The 14,670-nt window shown below is 68.8% G+C and carries 11 protein-coding genes and 1 pseudogene; 6 read left to right on the top strand and 6 right to left on the bottom strand.

The window, feature by feature from the left end:
- Window positions 1-32: 32 nt before the first annotated feature.
- Window positions 33-455 carry a hypothetical protein gene (locus ACQUST_RS05030; RefSeq protein ID WP_435125724.1) on the top strand — a complete coding sequence of 141 codons (423 nt, stop codon included), beginning with the start codon at window positions 33-35 and terminating at the stop codon, window positions 453-455.
- A 104-nt stretch (window positions 456-559) separates the two neighbouring features.
- The gene (locus ACQUST_RS05025; protein ID WP_435125721.1) at window positions 560-1,411 is read left to right on the top strand and encodes a hypothetical protein; all 852 of its coding nucleotides are present in this window, start codon (window positions 560-562) and stop codon (window positions 1,409-1,411) included.
- A gap of 356 nt (window positions 1,412-1,767) precedes the next feature.
- Here ACQUST_RS05025 and ACQUST_RS05020 read toward each other — a convergent pair whose 3' ends face one another.
- Both ACQUST_RS05020 and ACQUST_RS05015 read right to left on the bottom strand, forming a co-directional pair.
- Window positions 1,768-2,217, bottom strand: coding sequence for a response regulator (locus ACQUST_RS05020; protein WP_435125718.1), 450 nt, complete (start codon window positions 2,215-2,217; stop codon window positions 1,768-1,770).
- Entirely contained in the window at window positions 2,210-4,681 is a 2,472-nt protein-coding gene (locus tag ACQUST_RS05015; RefSeq protein WP_435125715.1) for a PAS domain-containing sensor histidine kinase, read from the bottom strand. The genes ACQUST_RS05020 and ACQUST_RS05015 overlap by 8 nt, the downstream gene beginning before the upstream one ends.
- A gap of 116 nt (window positions 4,682-4,797) precedes the next feature.
- On the opposite strand from ACQUST_RS05015, the pseudogene ACQUST_RS05010 reads away from it, so the two are divergent.
- From ACQUST_RS05010 to ACQUST_RS04995, 4 genes and pseudogenes are all read left to right on the top strand, one after another.
- Window positions 4,798-6,236, top strand: a pseudogene (locus tag ACQUST_RS05010) (APC family permease).
- On the top strand, window positions 6,237-6,959 hold the full coding sequence (locus ACQUST_RS05005) for a universal stress protein (RefSeq protein WP_435125712.1): 723 nt from the start codon (window positions 6,237-6,239) through the stop codon (window positions 6,957-6,959).
- A gap of 107 nt (window positions 6,960-7,066) precedes the next feature.
- Window positions 7,067-7,528, top strand: a complete 462-nt coding sequence (locus ACQUST_RS05000; RefSeq protein WP_435125710.1) for a YbhB/YbcL family Raf kinase inhibitor-like protein — start codon at window positions 7,067-7,069, stop codon at window positions 7,526-7,528.
- Window positions 7,529-7,959: 431 nt separating this feature from the next.
- Window positions 7,960-8,730, top strand: coding sequence for an IclR family transcriptional regulator (locus ACQUST_RS04995; protein ID WP_435125707.1), 771 nt, complete (start codon window positions 7,960-7,962; stop codon window positions 8,728-8,730).
- A 605-nt stretch (window positions 8,731-9,335) separates the two neighbouring features.
- On the opposite strand, the gene ACQUST_RS04990 is transcribed toward ACQUST_RS04995, so the two are convergent.
- The 4 genes from ACQUST_RS04990 to ACQUST_RS04975 all read right to left on the bottom strand — a co-directional run bounded on the left by ACQUST_RS04990 (window position 9,336) and on the right by ACQUST_RS04975 (window position 14,668).
- Complete coding sequence (locus tag ACQUST_RS04990) at window positions 9,336-10,283, bottom strand: NAD(P)-dependent oxidoreductase (protein ID WP_435125704.1); 948 nt, start codon at window positions 10,281-10,283, stop codon at window positions 9,336-9,338.
- A gap of 93 nt (window positions 10,284-10,376) precedes the next feature.
- Complete coding sequence (lpdA, locus tag ACQUST_RS04985) at window positions 10,377-11,801, bottom strand: dihydrolipoyl dehydrogenase (RefSeq protein WP_435125701.1); 1,425 nt, start codon at window positions 11,799-11,801, stop codon at window positions 10,377-10,379.
- A gap of 174 nt (window positions 11,802-11,975) precedes the next feature.
- Window positions 11,976-13,628, bottom strand: a complete 1,653-nt coding sequence (locus ACQUST_RS04980) for a 2-oxo acid dehydrogenase subunit E2 (RefSeq protein ID WP_435125698.1) — start codon at window positions 13,626-13,628, stop codon at window positions 11,976-11,978.
- Window positions 13,629-13,702: 74 nt separating this feature from the next.
- On the bottom strand, window positions 13,703-14,668 hold the full coding sequence (locus ACQUST_RS04975; RefSeq protein ID WP_435125696.1) for an alpha-ketoacid dehydrogenase subunit beta: 966 nt from the start codon (window positions 14,666-14,668) through the stop codon (window positions 13,703-13,705).
- Window positions 14,669-14,670 lie beyond the last annotated feature (2 nt).

The raw sequence follows: 14,670 nt of genomic DNA, 5'->3' as shown, positions 1-14,670 counted from the left end.
GTAGCTAATACTGCTCGGGGAGTCTGCGAGGTATGAACACACGAGAGCGGAATCCGGTCGTGGCGTTCTTGGAGACCGCGGCCGGGCCGCTGCTCCGCGGCGCGTGGCAGTACAACCACGACGACTACTACACGCTGTACCTCCGCGACGACGTCGCGGACCGGTACTCCGACACCGACTTCGAGGCGCTGTTCGACGCGCTCCGCACGTCCGGACCGCGGGACGACGTCCTCGAACAGCTCGGCGAAATCGGGCGGCTCCACTGCGACGTCCGGATGTACGACGGCGCGGTGACGCTCCACATCCTCCAGCGCGACGACGTCGGAACGCTCGTGTCACTCGACCCGGACGCGGCGACCGACCTCACGTCGTTCGTGAACCAGCTCATCAGGGAACTCCACAGCCACTCGCCTCAGGAGTTCGACGCCGCGCCGACCTGGATGGACCGCGACTGACGCGCCGGAGCCTCCCGCGAATCGGGCGGCGACCCGTCGGGAAGGTGAACCGGCTCTTTGTGTCAAGGGAGGGGTTCTTGGTGTGCGGCCGTGCAGTGGCTCCCATGGTCGACATCGACTCGGAGACGCTGTTCAACGCGGCGGCAGCCATCGTCGCGACCATCGCGGTCGTGTTCTTCGTCACGAACGTCGACTTCGGCTACTCGCCGGTGTCGAAAGTCGCGCTCGTCGTCGCGTTCCTCGCCGGCGTGTTCGTCATCACACAGCGAAGCGACGACCACCAGTTGACGCTGTTCGGCTACGGGGTCATCGTCACGTCCGTGCTCGCGCTGTTCTTCGACCTGACGTCGACGTTCTCCGTCGGGAACACGCTGACCGTCGCCGGGCTGCTCGTCATCGCGTCCGTGCTGTTCGTGCTGCGCGGCCGGCTCGACGAGGAGAACCACTTCGTCACCGGCCGGCAGGCCCGGACCGCGCTGGCGGTGGTCGCCGTGCTCACCGTCGCCGTGCTCGCCGTCGACGTCGCCACCGGCGGACTCACCTACGAACTCCAGACGCAGAGCCAGGTCGAGGTTCCGGGCGACGGTCACGAGCCGGTTCAGGTCGGGACGCTCGTCGTCGAGAACCCGACGCCGTTCCCCGAGCGCGTCGACACGCCGCGGTACGCCGTCTGCACCGCCGGCAACTGGAGCGCGTACAGGCGGCCGACAGAGCAGCCGGAGCCGAAGCGGGACGTCCGCGCGAACCTCTACATCGACGACCGGTACAACGACCACGTCATGGGGTTCAACGAGAAGCAGTACGCCGTGACGCTCCGCATCGAGGGCGCGAATCTCACCGGGGAGTCGTTCCCGGTCGAGCGGACCGCCTCGTGTCCGGACACCGAAACCGGGTCGCCGTACCTCGCAATCTTCGAGGCGCCCGAGGACCAGTCGCCGTACTACTACGCCGTCTGACGTCGGCTGAACGCCCCGCTGGCCGAAACGCTTGTGTCGTTCGCCTTGGGTATCCAAGGTGGAGTGTCACACGCTCCCGCCCCGCGAGGGTCGGCGCAGGAGGCTCCGCGTTCGACCCGTCGCGGCCCCTCCAGTGGCGCGGAGTCCCGCCGTCGGCGACGGGAGACCGGCCGGCTCGGCCGCGCTACAGCGAGTGCTTTCCGCGGGAGCCGACGACACGGGACCAACCGATGAACTGCGAACGGTGCGGCGACGACACGGACGTCGAGCGGTGCGACGTCGACGGGTTCACCGGCTACCTCTGTGACAGGTGCGGCGAGCAGTGGGTGCGGCTTCAACACGGGTGACCCGGCGGGTCAGTCGTCGCGGAGTTCGACGATGGAGAGCCAGAACCGTTCGAACTGCTCGACCGTCTCGATGAACTCGTCCGGGTCGACCGGCTTCGTGAGGTAGGCGTTCGCGTTCCGCTCGTAGGAGGCGATGACGTCCTCTCGGGACGACGAACTCGTCAGGACGACGACCGGGATGTGCGCCAGTTCCGGGTCGGCTTTCACCGCTTCGAGGACCTCGTCGCCGTCCTTCCGCGGGAGGTTCAAGTCGAGCAGGACGATGCTCGGCTCCGGGGCGTCCGCGTAGCCGCCGCGCTGGTTCAGGAAGTCGAGCGCGTCGACGCCGTCGCCGACGACGTGGAGCGTGTTCGCGATGCTTCCGTCGGCGAACGCCTCCTTGGTCAGGCGGACGTCGCCGGGGTTGTCCTCGACGAGGAGGACGTCGGCCGGCTCCTTCGGGCGGTCCCGGTCAGTCATCGGCTTCCTCCGCGGCCGGCAGGCGGAACGAGACGGTGGTGCCGTCGCCGGGGGCGGAGTCGATCCAGATGTCGCCGCCGTGGCGCTCGACGATGCGGCGGCAGAGCGCGAGCCCGATGCCGGTGCCGGCGTGCTCGTCGTGGCCGTGGAGCCGCTCGAACACCTCGAAGACGCGGTCGGTGTCCTCGGGGTCGATGCCGATGCCGTCGTCGCTGACCGAGACGACCCAGTCGTCGCCGTCGCGCTCGGCGGCGACGCGGACCTCCGGCGGCTCCTCGCCGCTGTACTCGATGGCGTTCTCCACGAGGTTCTGGAGCAACTGTCGGAGCTGCCCGGGGTCGCCGTCGACGCGCGGCAGCGGCTCGGCGGTGAGCGTCGCGTCGGCGTCCGCGATTCGAATCTGGAGGTCGTCGCGGACGTCCGAGAGGACCGCGTCGAGGTCGACCGGCTCGAACGGGTCGCCGCGGGTGTCGACGCGGGAGTACCGCAGCAGGCCGTCGATCATGTCGCGCATCCGGTCGGCGCCGTCGACGGCGAACTCGATGAACTCCCGGCCGTCCTCGTCGAGTTCGTCGGCGTACCGCTGCTCGATGAGCGACAGGTAGCTCGACACCATCCGCAGCGGCTCCTGCAGGTCGTGGGAGGCCGCGTACGCGAACTGTTCGAGCCGCTCGTTCGACTCCTCCAGTTTCCGCTGGTACTCCTTCCGTTCGGTGACGTCGCGGAAGTAGATGGAGAGCCCGGACTCGGACGGGTAGACGTTGAACTCCAGCCAGGCGTCCGCGCCGTCGACGTACTCCTCGAACGTGACGGCCTCCTGGGTCCGGAGCGCGGTTTCGAGTCGGTCGCGGAAGGCGTCGTCGGTCGACTCGGGCAGCACCGCCCAGAGTTCGCGGCCGAGCAGGTCCTCGCGGGGGCGACCGAGGAGGTCGGCCGCCTGGTCGTTGAGGTGCGTGAGCCGCCACTCGTCGTCGACCGCGTAGAACGCCTCGGAGATGCGGCCGTGGATGTCGCTCAGCTCCGTTTCGAGCGCCGACTTCCGCTGTTCGAGTTCGGCCTCGCGGCGCTTCAGCGCCGTGATGTCTTCGGCGGCGGTGACGACGCGGTCGACCGTGCCGTCCGGACCGAACAGCGGCGCGGCGTTCACGCGGAGGTGCAGCCGGTCGCCGTCCGGCCCGTCGAAGACGAGTTCCTCGTCGAACACGGGTTCGCCGGTTTCGAGCACGCGCGCCGACGGGGTTTCGCTCGGGTCGACCGGCTCCCCGTCGGCGTCGTAGACGCTCCAGCCGGCCTCGTCGTGGGAGTCCTCGATGAGTTCCTGCTCGGTGAGCCCGAGCGCGTCCTGTGCGCGCTGGTTCGCGAGCACCGTGTCGCCGTCGGCGTCCTGGACCGCGATGGCGATGGGCGCGGTCCGGAGGAGCTGTTCGGTCTGCTCGGACTCGCGTCGAAGCCGGCGTTCGCGGTCCTTCCGCTCGGTGATGTCGTCGACTGAGACGACGACCCGGGTGTCGTCGACGTGGCCGGCGTCGAGCGGCGCGGCGTCGACGGAGAGCCAGCGCCGGCCGACGTCGGGGACGTCGACCTGACACTGGTAGTCGTACACCGGGTCGCCGGTTTCGGCGACCCGGGTGAACGGCCACTCCTCGACGGGAATCGGGTCGCCGTCGCCGTCGTACAGCTGCCACTCCTCGACGCCGTACTCCGAGACGTCGTCGCTCTCGACTCCGAGCCGGTCGAGCATTCGCTGGTTCGCCCGGACGAACTCGCCGTCGGCGGTGAGCACGCAGATGCTGACCGGGACGGTTTCGAGTATCTGCTCGGTGAGGTCGCGTTCGCGGCGGAGCTGCTGTTCGTACTCGCGCTGCTCCGTGAGGTCCTGCGTGACCTTCGTGAACCCCTCCAGCTCCCCGTCGTCGTCGTACACCGCGGTGATGACGACGTTCGCCCAGAACGTCGAGCCGTCGGCGCGCACCCGCCAGCCCTCGTCTTCGACGCGGCCGTCGACCGCCGCGGTCTGGAGGTTCGTCTCCGGCACCGCGTCGTCGACGTCGGCGTCGGTGTAGAACGTCGAGAAGTGCTCGCCGACGATGTCGTCCTCCTCGTACCCCTTGATTCGCTCGGCGCCCTCGTTCCAGCTCGCGACGACGCCGTCGGCGTCGAGCGTGAAGATGGCGTAGTCCTGGACGGCGCTCACGAACGCGGCGAACTCCGTCTCGTCGGTCGCGTCGGGCGTCCCCTCCGACGCGGAATCCCGCCACCAGACCCGGGTCTCGTCGCCGACCCGCTTCGTCCGCAGTTCGCCGGCGTCGGCGAGGCCGTCCAGCACTCCGCGCGCCGCCTCGGCCGAACAGTCCAGGTCCGCCGCGACCTCGGCGGCGGTGAGCGGCGCGGACGGCGGACTGAGCCGGAAGAACACGCCGCGGACGTCCTCCCGCGTGGCGGACGCCGAGCCCGAAGAACACATAGCTCGAACGTGCGGGCAGAGCGGCATAAACGCTTGGCGTCCGCGAAGCCCGGACAGACTGCGTCCGGCCGCGTCGCCCCCAGCGCCTTTGCATCTGCCGGCTGACGGGGCGACAGATGGGTGCCTCAGACGCCCCCCCGCAGCCGACCGGCGTGAACCGGAGCGGGGAACGGCCGAGCAGCGACGAGGTGGGAGAGACGACGGACGAGGCGACAGTCCACGAGGGCGGCGTCCAGCTCGAACGGACCATCGGGCTGGTCGGCGGGCTGGCCATCGGCGTCGGGACGATGATCGGCGCCGGCATCTTCGTGTTCCCCGGAATCGCCGCCGGGAAAGCCGGGCCGGCCGCCGCCGCGTCGTACGCCATCGGCGGGCTGGTGGCGCTGCTCGTCGCGCTGCCGGCGTCGGAGCTGGCGACCGCGATGCCGCGGAGCGGCGGCGGGTACTACTTCATTTCGCGGGCGCTCGGCTCGCTCGCCGGCACCGTCGTCGGCATCAGCCTCTGGCTCGGCCTGGTGTTCGCCTCCGCGTTCTACCTCGTCGGCTTCGGAAGTTACGCGGTTGAGCTGCTGGCGCGCGTCGGAATCGCGCTGTCGTGGCCGGTACCGCCGACGACCGCGCTGGGCTTCGTCTTCGGCGCCGCTCTCACCGGGATGAGCTTCACCGGCACCGAGAACACCGCGAAACTCCAGAACGGCGTCGTCGCACTGCTGCTCGTCATCCTGTCGGTGTTCCTCGGCTACGGCGGGCTCGACGCGCTCGGCGTGTTCGGCCGGTCGTCGGCGCCGGAGACGTTCGCGCCGTTCGGCACGACGCCGATAATCACGACCGCCGCGCTGGTGTTCACGTCGTACCTCGGGTTCGCGCAGGTCGCCACGGTCGCCGGCGAAATCAAAAGCCCGGGCGGAACCTCCCGGTGGCGATGGTCGGCTCCGTGCTCATCGTCACCGTGTTCTACGTCGCCACCATCTTCGTCGCGACCAGCGCCTACCCGAGCGCGACTCTCGCCGGGTTCGAGGAGACCGCGATGGTCGAGGTCGCGGAGACGTTCTTCGGGGTTCCGGGCGTCGTCGCCATCCTCGTCGCCGGGCTGCTCGCCACCGTTTCGAGCGCGAACGCGTCCATCATGTCCTCCTCGCGCGCCGTCTTCGCGCTGAGCCGCGACGCGCTGCTCCCGAAGAAGGCCGGCGAGGTGAACCTCACCTACGGGACGCCGCACGTGGCGCTCATGCTGGCCGGCGTCCCGGTGTTGCTGCTGGTCGCGTCGGGCCGCACGGCCGTGCTCGCGGAGGTGGCGTCGTTCCTCCACCTCGTGATGTACGGACTCATCTGCGTCGCGCTCGTCGCGCTGCGCCGCCGGACGCCGGAGTGGTACGACCCGGACTTCCGGGTGCCGGCGTACCCGCTCGTCGCCGGCGCCGGCGCCGTCGCGAGTTTCGGGCTCATCGCGTTCATGCAGCCCGCCTCACAGGTCATCGGCGCCGTGCTGATGGTGGCCGCGGCCGGATGGTATTACTACTACGCCCGTGACGTCACGCTCAAGGGGGTACTCTAGATGACCGCAACCGTCCTGCTGCCGCTCCGCGTGCTCGAAGACGAATCGGTCGCCGCGGGGCTGTTCGAGTTCCTGTCGCCGACGCACGTGCTGGTGCTCGGCTACTACGAGGTACCGGACCAGACGCCGCCGGAGGCGGCCCGCGACCAGTTCGACGACCGCGCGCAGTCGAAACTCGATGACGTTCGCGCGGCGTTCGAGGCGGCCGGCGCGACCGCCGACACCCGGATGGTGTACACCGGCGAGGCCGAACAGACAATCGGACGCATCGCCGCGGAGGAAGCCGTCGACGCCGTCGTCCACCCCGGAGCGGCGATGGACGTCGACCGGCTGCTCGTCCCGCTCGTCGGGCAGGCGGACGTCGACCGGGTCGCCGCGTTCGTCGCGGAGCTCGTCGGCGGCCGCGACATCGACGTGACGGTGTTCGGCCTCGACGAGTCGCTGACGCCGGACGAAATCGAGTCGGCGCTCGCGGACGCCGGGCTCTCCCCGCCGCAGCTCACCACGGAGACCGGGCCGTCCGGCAGCCCCGTCGACGCCATCGCGGAGGCCGCCGTCGACTTCGACGCGGTCGTGATGGGCGAGCCGAAGCCGACGCTCTCCGAGTGGGTGTTCGGCGAACTCGAAGCCCGCGTCGCCACCGAGGCGCTCGGCCCGGTATTCGTCGTCCGCGCCGTCACCGAAGAGACGGACGAGGGCGCCGACACCGACGACGGCGAGTAGGGCGTCCGCGCGACGACGAACCGGCGGCGAGCCGAGCCGAAACGGACACCGCGCTTTTGTCCGCGGCGGTCGACGCCGCGACCGCCGGGAACTCCGGCGGACACGCCATGGACGACCTCACACTCACCAGTCCCGCGTTCGACGACGGCGAGTCGATTCCCGACAGGTACGGCCGCGGCGCCGACGACGTCAATCCGCCGCTGACCGTCTCCGGCGTCCCCGACGACGCGGCGTCGCTCGCGCTGCTCGTGGACGACCCGGACGCCCAGGAGCCCGCCGGGAAAATCTGGGTGCACTGGGTCGTCTGGAACGTCCCGCCGGACGCCGACATCCCGGAAGACTGGTCGCCGGGCGGCGGCGCCACGGAGGGCGTCAACGACTTCGACGAGCGCGGCTACGGCGGCCCGGCGCCGCCGGACCGCGAACACACCTACCGCTTCACGCTGTTCGCGCTCGACACGACGCTCGACCTCCCCCGCTCCGCGGGCAAACCGGAACTCACCGACGCCATCGAAGGTCACGTCGTGGAACAGGCGCGGCTCACCGGGACGTACGCTCCGCACGGATAGCGGCCGGGGCGAGAAATAATCATCGAATCAGTAAAAACCAATTTCCGTAGTTATTCTTCCATCTACCGGGCACCTATCTCTGTGAGCCTCTGTCAAAAAGAGTTACTGACGTTATTATCCGTGTTCAGTAGATTTCCTCGCCAAGTCGAGATGCGGTTATGAGTATCATTTTTCGCTCACTAGATCAGAACTAGAAGCTTTTTTATTATCCATTATTACCTGCTATACGCCATTATAGACGCACTAAAAAGAGTGATTAGTTTAAATACTACTATTCTATTAAGAATATAGCCAAAGTTTTGTATTTCTGAAGTTTTTCAACTATCAGTTTTTAGTTAAGTGTCCCGCCGTGTCTAAGTCCGCCTCAACTGAACTTAGATCCGGTTATGGTGAACAACAACTACTTTACGCCGAACGCCGCGTCGGGCGGTATGGATACACACACCACGGAGCTGGCGTCGCCGGTGAAGACCGCGCAGACGACCTTCAGAGTCATCGAGGCGCTGAAGGAGCTCGACGGGGCGAACGTCACGGAGCTCTCCGCTCACCTCGACATGCCGAAGAGCAGCGCCCACAACTACCTGCAGACGCTCGAACACGAGGGGTACCTCGTCAAGAGCGGCCAGCAGTACGAGGTCGGCCTTCGGTTCCTCGACCTCGGCGCGTACGCCCGGACGCGAGAGCAGCTGTACGACGTCGCCCGCCCGGAGCTGGAGACGGTCGCCGAGAACACGGGCGAACACGCCAATCTGCTCGTCGAAGAGCACGGGCTCGGCATCTTCCTGTGCCGCGCGCAGGGCGAAGACGCGGTGAGCCTGGACTCGTACACCGGCCAGAGCGTCCGTCTCCACACGACTGCGCTCGGGAAGACCGTTCTCGCCCACCTGCCGGACGACCGCGTCGACGAAATCATCGACCGACACGGGCTCGAGCGGAAGACCGAGCGGACCGTCACGGACCGGGACGAACTGGAGGCGGAGCTGGCTGAAATCCGCCAGCAGGGCGTCGCGTACGACCGCGAGGAGCGCATCAAGGGACTGCGGTGCGTGGCGGTCCCGATTCTGAGCGACGACCGCATCACGGGCGCGGTCAGCGTCTCCGGACCGACCAGCCGGATGGACGACGACCGCATCGAGACGGACATCCTCCCGCAGCTCCGCCACGCCGCGAACATCATCGAACTCAATCAGACCCACTCCTGACGCGCGACGACCGCCAGCGAGCCGCTCTTCCGTCCCGAAGCCGATTCCCCTCCGAGCCCGGCGTGTTCGTGAGAGCCGAACGCGGGTGAAAGAGAACGCCCGCGTCGGTGTGTCCGCGTCGACTCGAACCGACCAGAATCCGGACCGCTGCGTTTCGTGCCACATGGCCCCACAGTTTGTCGATTGTCAGTCGGCTCCGAGCGTCGTTCGACGCGCCTCGCGACCGACACGGGGGCGAGCCGCGAGTATTACAACATTAGATTTGTAATACCATAGACGGGGTTGGAAGCGTACGCTCGGAACGGGAGAACCGCCCCCGTATCGGCCGATATCAGCCGGGAGCAACCCGGAGGACCGCGAGAGTCCGAACGGTGTGCGTCCAGCATCTGTTCGTCGTTCGCGAACATCCGTCCGGAGTTGCTGATATCGAACTTCAGGTGTTCGAGATGTACGAAGTGTCGTTCGCTATATCCGGAGCGGCCGCTGCGGGACGACGAAGGAGTCGAGGCCCGGAGCGTGCGTGTCAGAGTACCAAGACTGTACGGACCGTTCGACGACGTACGGGTAGTGGAAGGAGTGAACGAAACGACTGACGCCGGGGCAGCCTAGACGACCCGGTTCCAGGGATCTTGACCGTCGTTGAGCCGCGAGACGTTCGTTTCCACGAGGTCGGCGATCTTGTCGCCGTAGTTGTCGGCCTGTGCGGCGGCGTGTGGCGTCACGACGACGTCGTCCAGCTCCCACAGCGGCGAGTCCCCGGGAAGCGGTTCCTCGTGGAAGACGTCCAGCGCCGCCCCGGCGATTTCGTCGTTCTTCAGCGCGTCGACCAGCGCGTCCTGGTCGACGACTTCGCCGCGGCTGACGTTCACGAGGTAGGCGTCGTCACGCATCGCCTCGAACACGTCTCGCCCGACCAGCCCCTCGGTCTGATCGGTCAGCGGCGTCGTGAGCACGACGAACCTGGCGTCGCCCACCGCGTCCGTCAGCCGGTTCACGTCGTAGACGCGGTCCAGTCCGAGGTTCGAAACCGGGCGGACGTCGACGCCGACGACGTCCATCCCGAGCACGCCGGCGCGGGAGACGACGCTGCCGCCCAGTTCGCCGAGGCCGACGACGCACGCTTCGGCCGTTCCCAGTTCGAACGGCCGGTCGACGGGGAGCCGGCGCCACGTGGCCGTGTTCTGCTGGTCGCGGAACCGGTGGAGCCCCTTCGCGAACGTCAGCATGAACGTCACCGCGGTTTCGCCGACGAGGTCGCCGGCGACGCCGGTGCTGTTAGTCATCGTGACGCCGGCGTCGCGGTACGCGTCGAGCGGGAAGTCGTCGTAGCCCGACCGGACGTTGTGCACCCACTCGACCTCCTCGAGGAACTCGTCGTGGTGGAACAGGGTGACGACGGCGTCGCAGTCGGCGAGTGTGTCGGCGTCCCACACCGTGAACTCGCAGTCGATTCCCGCCGTCCGGTCGAGCAGCCGTTGCAGTTCCCGCGGCGGGCACGGATGGGTTCCCCAGTCGTGAATCGCGACGCGTCGAATCGGTCCTTCTCGTGACATAGCCACTGTCTGTCCGTGCGGCCAGATAACTCCCCGCATACCCTTCGTGTGCCCGCGGCAGGGAGGCGGTCGTCGGCCGAGCGGTCGAGGTGATTACCGATTGCGGGTGTGGATGGCTTCGCCCCGGGCGTGCTCTGCGGCTTCGACGACGGCCTCCGACAGCGTCGGGTGAGTGTGGACGGTGCCCGCGACGTCTTCGAGCGTGGCGCCCATCTCGATGGCGAGGGCGACCTCCGCGACGAGTTCGGACGCCTCGGGGGCGACGATCTGCGCCCCGAGCAGGAAGCCGGCGTCGGCCTCCGCGACGACGCGGACGAAGCCGTCGGTGTCGTTCAGCGTCAGCGCCCGGCCGTTCGCGCGGAGCGGCATCTCGCCGACGACCGGGTCGAACCCCCGGTCGGCGGCCTCGGCCTCCGTGAGGCCGACGGTCCCGATTTCGGGGTCGGTGAACACGGCGGCTGGGATCGCTCGGTGGTCGAACGCGACAGGTTCGCCGGCGGCGGCTTCGGCGGCGACGATGCCTTCCGCGCTCGCTTTGTGCGCCAGCATCGGTTCGCCGGCGACGTCGCCCACCGCGAAGACGTGATCGAGTGCCGTCCGCATCTGCTCGTCCGTGGCGAGGAACCCGTCGTCGTCGGGAGTCAGGCCGACCGACTCCAGTTCGAGCGTGTCGGTCACCGGCTCACGGCCGACGGCGACGAGCACGCGGTCGGCGTCGTACGCGGACTCCTCGCCGTCCTCGGTTTCCGTCCGGACGGTGATGCCGTCGGCGCCGCCGGTCCATTCGGCGGCGCTCTCCCCGAAGTTGAAGTCGATACCGAGACGCTCCGCGCGGCGGCGAACGACGCCGGACAGGTCGTCTTCGTAGCCGGGGAGGACGTCGTCGAGCAGTTCGACGACCGTGACGTCGGCGCCGAGTTTCGCGAACGTCGTCGACAGCTCCATCCCGATGTAGCCGGCGCCGACGACGACGAGCCGGTCCGGGACGTCGTCGGTCGACAGGGCGTTCCGCGAGGACCACACAGGGTCGTCAGCGAAGTCGAATCCCGGAATCGACAGGGGGCGCGACCCGGTCGCGACGACCGCGTGTTCGAACTCGACGGTCTCCATCCCCTGCCCTTCGCCGCCGTGGGCGATGCGGGCAGTGTGTTCGTCTTCGAACGCCGCGGTGCCGTCGATGAGGTCGACGCCGTTCGCCTCGCACAGCGTCTCGACGCCGCCGGTGAGTTCGTCGACGACGCCGTCCTTCCAGTCGGCCATCGCCGAGGCGTCGACGACCGGGTCGGCGTGAACGCCCATCTCCTCGGCGCCGCCGGCGTCGTGTGCGACGTCGGCGGCCGTGATGAACGCCTTCGACGGGATGCAGCCGTGGTTCAAGCAGGTGCCGCCGTAGGCGTCCCGCTCGACGAGCGTCGTTGCGAGTCCGCGCTGGGCCGCGCGGATAGCGGCCACGTAGCCGCCGGGACCGCCGCCGATGACGAGCACGTCCGTCCCGGTCGCGATGTCACCCATTACCATGGACGCTCCGTCGCGCTCCCCCGGCAAAAGTCCATCCGTTCGTGCAGCGTCCACCGACGGCGGCCGGATGGTCGCCCGATAGCCGCTCAACCGCGGCGCGGCAGACAGGAGCGTCCGCGGGGGACTGCGTCGTCCGCGGAGACCGAGCCGCAGCGGCGTCAGCGGCGACGGTCGCTATTCGAGGAGGAGCCGCGTCGTGTCGCTGAGCAGCTCCTTGATGCGGTTCGAGAACTGAGCCGCTTCGGCGCCGTCGACGAGGCGGTGGTCGACGGACATCGACAGCGTCATCGTCTCGCGGGCGACGACCTCGTCGTCGACGACCCACGGCCGCTTTTCGACGGGGCCCATCGCCAGAATCGCGGCTTCGGGGTGGTTGATGATGGGTGAGGAGTACTCTCCGCCGATGGCGCCGATGTTCGTGATGGTGAACGTCCCGCCCTGCATCTCGTCGGGTGAGAGTTCGCGGTTCCGCGCCCGCGTCGCCAGGTCGTCGATTTCGACGGCGAGCTGCTTCAGACCCTTCCTGTCGGCGTGTTTCACGACGGGAACCATCAGGCCGGCGTCCGTGGCGACCGCGATGCCGACGTTGTACTCGTCGTGGAGCACGATCTCGTCGGCCGTCTCGTCGAGGCTGGAGTTGAGGTACGGGAACTGTTCGAGCGCCGCCGTCACCGCCTTCACGACGAACGGCAGATACGTCAGTTTCACGTCCTCCTCGGCGGCGACGGCGGCCAGTTCCTCGCGGAGTTCGACGAGTTCGGCGGCGTCGAGCCGGTCGTGGTGGGAGACGTGCGGCGCGGTGTACTTCGACCGCGCCATCTGTTCGCCGATGGCTCGGCGGACGCCCTTGTACGGGACGCGCTCGCCGGACGCCTCGCCGCCCGTCGACGGCGTAGCCTCCGCGTCTGCAGTCCCGGCGGCGTCGGCAGCACCGGCGACAGCGCCGCCTTCCTCCGCAGCAGCCGGAGACGACGTCGCCTCGGTCGACGCCGCCGATTCGTCGACCGTCGCCGCAGCCGCCGACTCGACGTACGCCTCGACGTCCGCCGGCGTCACGAACGCCTCGCCGTCGCGCGCCTCGCTCGCCGGGACGTCGTTGATGTCGACGCCCGCCTCCGCGGCGCGCCGCCGCGTCGCCGGCATCGCCAGCGTCCGGTCGCGCGCTGCCCCGTCGCTCTCGACGAGTTCGGGCGTCGGTTCGGCGTCTCCGGCCGCGTCGCGTTCGGAGACCGCGGGTTCGCCGCCGGAGACGGACCTGGGCTCGGGCGGCTCCTCGTCCGGTTCGTCCGCCGCTGAATCCGCGGCGGCACGCACGTCTGCGGCGCTGACCCGACCGCCCGGTCCGGAGCCGGCGACGGCGTCGAGGTCGACGCCGAGTTCCCGCGCGAGCGACCGAGTGCTCGGCGACGCGAACACCCGGCCGCCCGGCGATTCTGCCGCGGCTGACTCGCTCGGAGCCGACGACGCTTCCCCATCGGCTTCGTCTTCATCCGGCTTGGCGGCCGCCGACTGCGCCGCCGAGTTCCGGTCGGTCTCCTCCGCTCCATCCTGGCTCGGGGCGTCGGTGTCCGCCGCCGGTTCCGCGCCGTCGACGTCGAACGTCACGATGACGGAGTCGACCGGAACCATCTCGCCCTCCGCGGCGTGCAGTTCGACGACGGTGCCGTCATACGGACTCGGCACCTCGACGAGCGCCTTGTCGGTTTCGACCTCCGCGATGACCTGGTCCTCCTCGACGCGCTCCCCGGGCTGTACGGTCCACGAGACGAGCTCCCCCTCGGCGATGCCCTCACCGAGGTCCGGCAGCTCGAACGTTCGCTCGGCCATGCAGTCACACTCGACGCAACGCCCTTTCAGTGTTTCCCTGACGGCGACGCGTCGTCGCAGAAAATCGGGCGCGGTCAGACGGAGAGCGCGCGTTCGATGCCGTCGAGGATGCGCGGCGGATGCGGGAAGTAGTAGTCCTCCATCGACAGCAGCGGAACCGGGGTGTCGAAGCCGGTGACCCGCTCGACGGGGGCTTCGAGGTACATCAGCGCCTCGTCGTTGATGCGGGCGACGACGTCGGCGCCGACGCCACCGCTGCGCGCGCCCTCGTGGACGACGACGGCGCGGCCGGTCTTCTTCACGGACTCGACGACCGTCTCCGTGTCCATCGGCGAGATGGTCCGGAGGTCGATGACCTCGGCGTCGGCGTCGAGCTCCTCGACCGCCTCCAGCGTCGGCGGCATCATCGCCCCCCACGAGACGACCGTGACGTCGCTCCCCTCTTCGCGGACCGCCGCTTCCCCGAGCGGGACCTCGTAGTCCTCCTCCGGGACCTCCTCGCGGAACGACCGGTAGATGCGTTTCGGCTCCATGAACAGCACCGGGTCCGGGTCGCGGATGGCGCTCAGCAGCATCCCCTTCGTGTCGTGTGGCGTGCTCGGAATCGCGATTTTGAGCCCGGGGATGTGCGAGTAGGCGCCTTCGAGGCTCTCGGAGTGGTGTTCGAGCGCGCGGACCCCGGCGCCGTACGGCATCCGGACGACCATCGGCGCGGACAGCTCCCCGCGGGTGCGCCACCGGATTCGGCTGGCGTTCGTGACGAGCTGGTCGAACGCCGGCGGCAGGAAGCCGGAGAACTGGATTTCGGCGACCGGCCGGAAGCCGTACATCGCGAGGCCGACGGCGCCGCCGACGATGGCGATCTCCGAAAGCGGCGTGTCGACGACTCTGTCCTCGCCGAACTCCTCGAGCAGCTCGTCGGTGGCGCGGAACACGCCGCCGCTGCGGGCGACGTCCTCGCCGAAGACGAGCACGCGCTCGTCGGCCGCCATCTCGGTGTGCAATGCGTCGTTGACCGCCTCCACGATAGTAGCCTGCATGG

Origin of the sequence: Halobaculum sp. D14 (assembly GCF_051195135.1) — an archaeon.
Classification (GTDB): Archaea; Halobacteriota; Halobacteria; order Halobacteriales; family Haloferacaceae; genus JBNTKA01.
Note: the sequence above shows the minus strand (reverse complement) of the source record. Positions and strands in the feature narration are given on the sequence as shown.

What these genes read in the sequence shown, in the direction of transcription:
- ACQUST_RS04980 (WP_435125698.1), bottom strand. Translation starts at nt 13,628, where the DNA reads ATGGCCGAGCGAACGTTCGAGCTGCCGGACCTCGGTGAGGGCATCGCC.
- ACQUST_RS04975 (WP_435125696.1), bottom strand. Translation starts at nt 14,668, where the DNA reads ATGCAGGCTACTATCGTGGAGGCGGTCAACGACGCATTGCACACCGAG.
- ACQUST_RS05000 (WP_435125710.1), top strand. Translation starts at nt 7,067, where the DNA reads ATGGACGACCTCACACTCACCAGTCCCGCGTTCGACGACGGCGAGTCG.
- ACQUST_RS04995 (WP_435125707.1), top strand. Translation starts at nt 7,960, where the DNA reads ATGGATACACACACCACGGAGCTGGCGTCGCCGGTGAAGACCGCGCAG.
- ACQUST_RS05025 (WP_435125721.1), top strand. Translation starts at nt 560, where the DNA reads ATGGTCGACATCGACTCGGAGACGCTGTTCAACGCGGCGGCAGCCATC.
- ACQUST_RS05015 (WP_435125715.1), bottom strand. Translation starts at nt 4,681, where the DNA reads ATGTGTTCTTCGGGCTCGGCGTCCGCCACGCGGGAGGACGTCCGCGGC.
- ACQUST_RS05005 (WP_435125712.1), top strand. Translation starts at nt 6,237, where the DNA reads ATGACCGCAACCGTCCTGCTGCCGCTCCGCGTGCTCGAAGACGAATCG.
- ACQUST_RS05030 (WP_435125724.1), top strand. Translation starts at nt 33, where the DNA reads ATGAACACACGAGAGCGGAATCCGGTCGTGGCGTTCTTGGAGACCGCG.
- lpdA (WP_435125701.1), bottom strand. Translation starts at nt 11,801, where the DNA reads ATGGTAATGGGTGACATCGCGACCGGGACGGACGTGCTCGTCATCGGC.
- ACQUST_RS05020 (WP_435125718.1), bottom strand. Translation starts at nt 2,217, where the DNA reads ATGACTGACCGGGACCGCCCGAAGGAGCCGGCCGACGTCCTCCTCGTC.
- ACQUST_RS04990 (WP_435125704.1), bottom strand. Translation starts at nt 10,283, where the DNA reads ATGTCACGAGAAGGACCGATTCGACGCGTCGCGATTCACGACTGGGGA.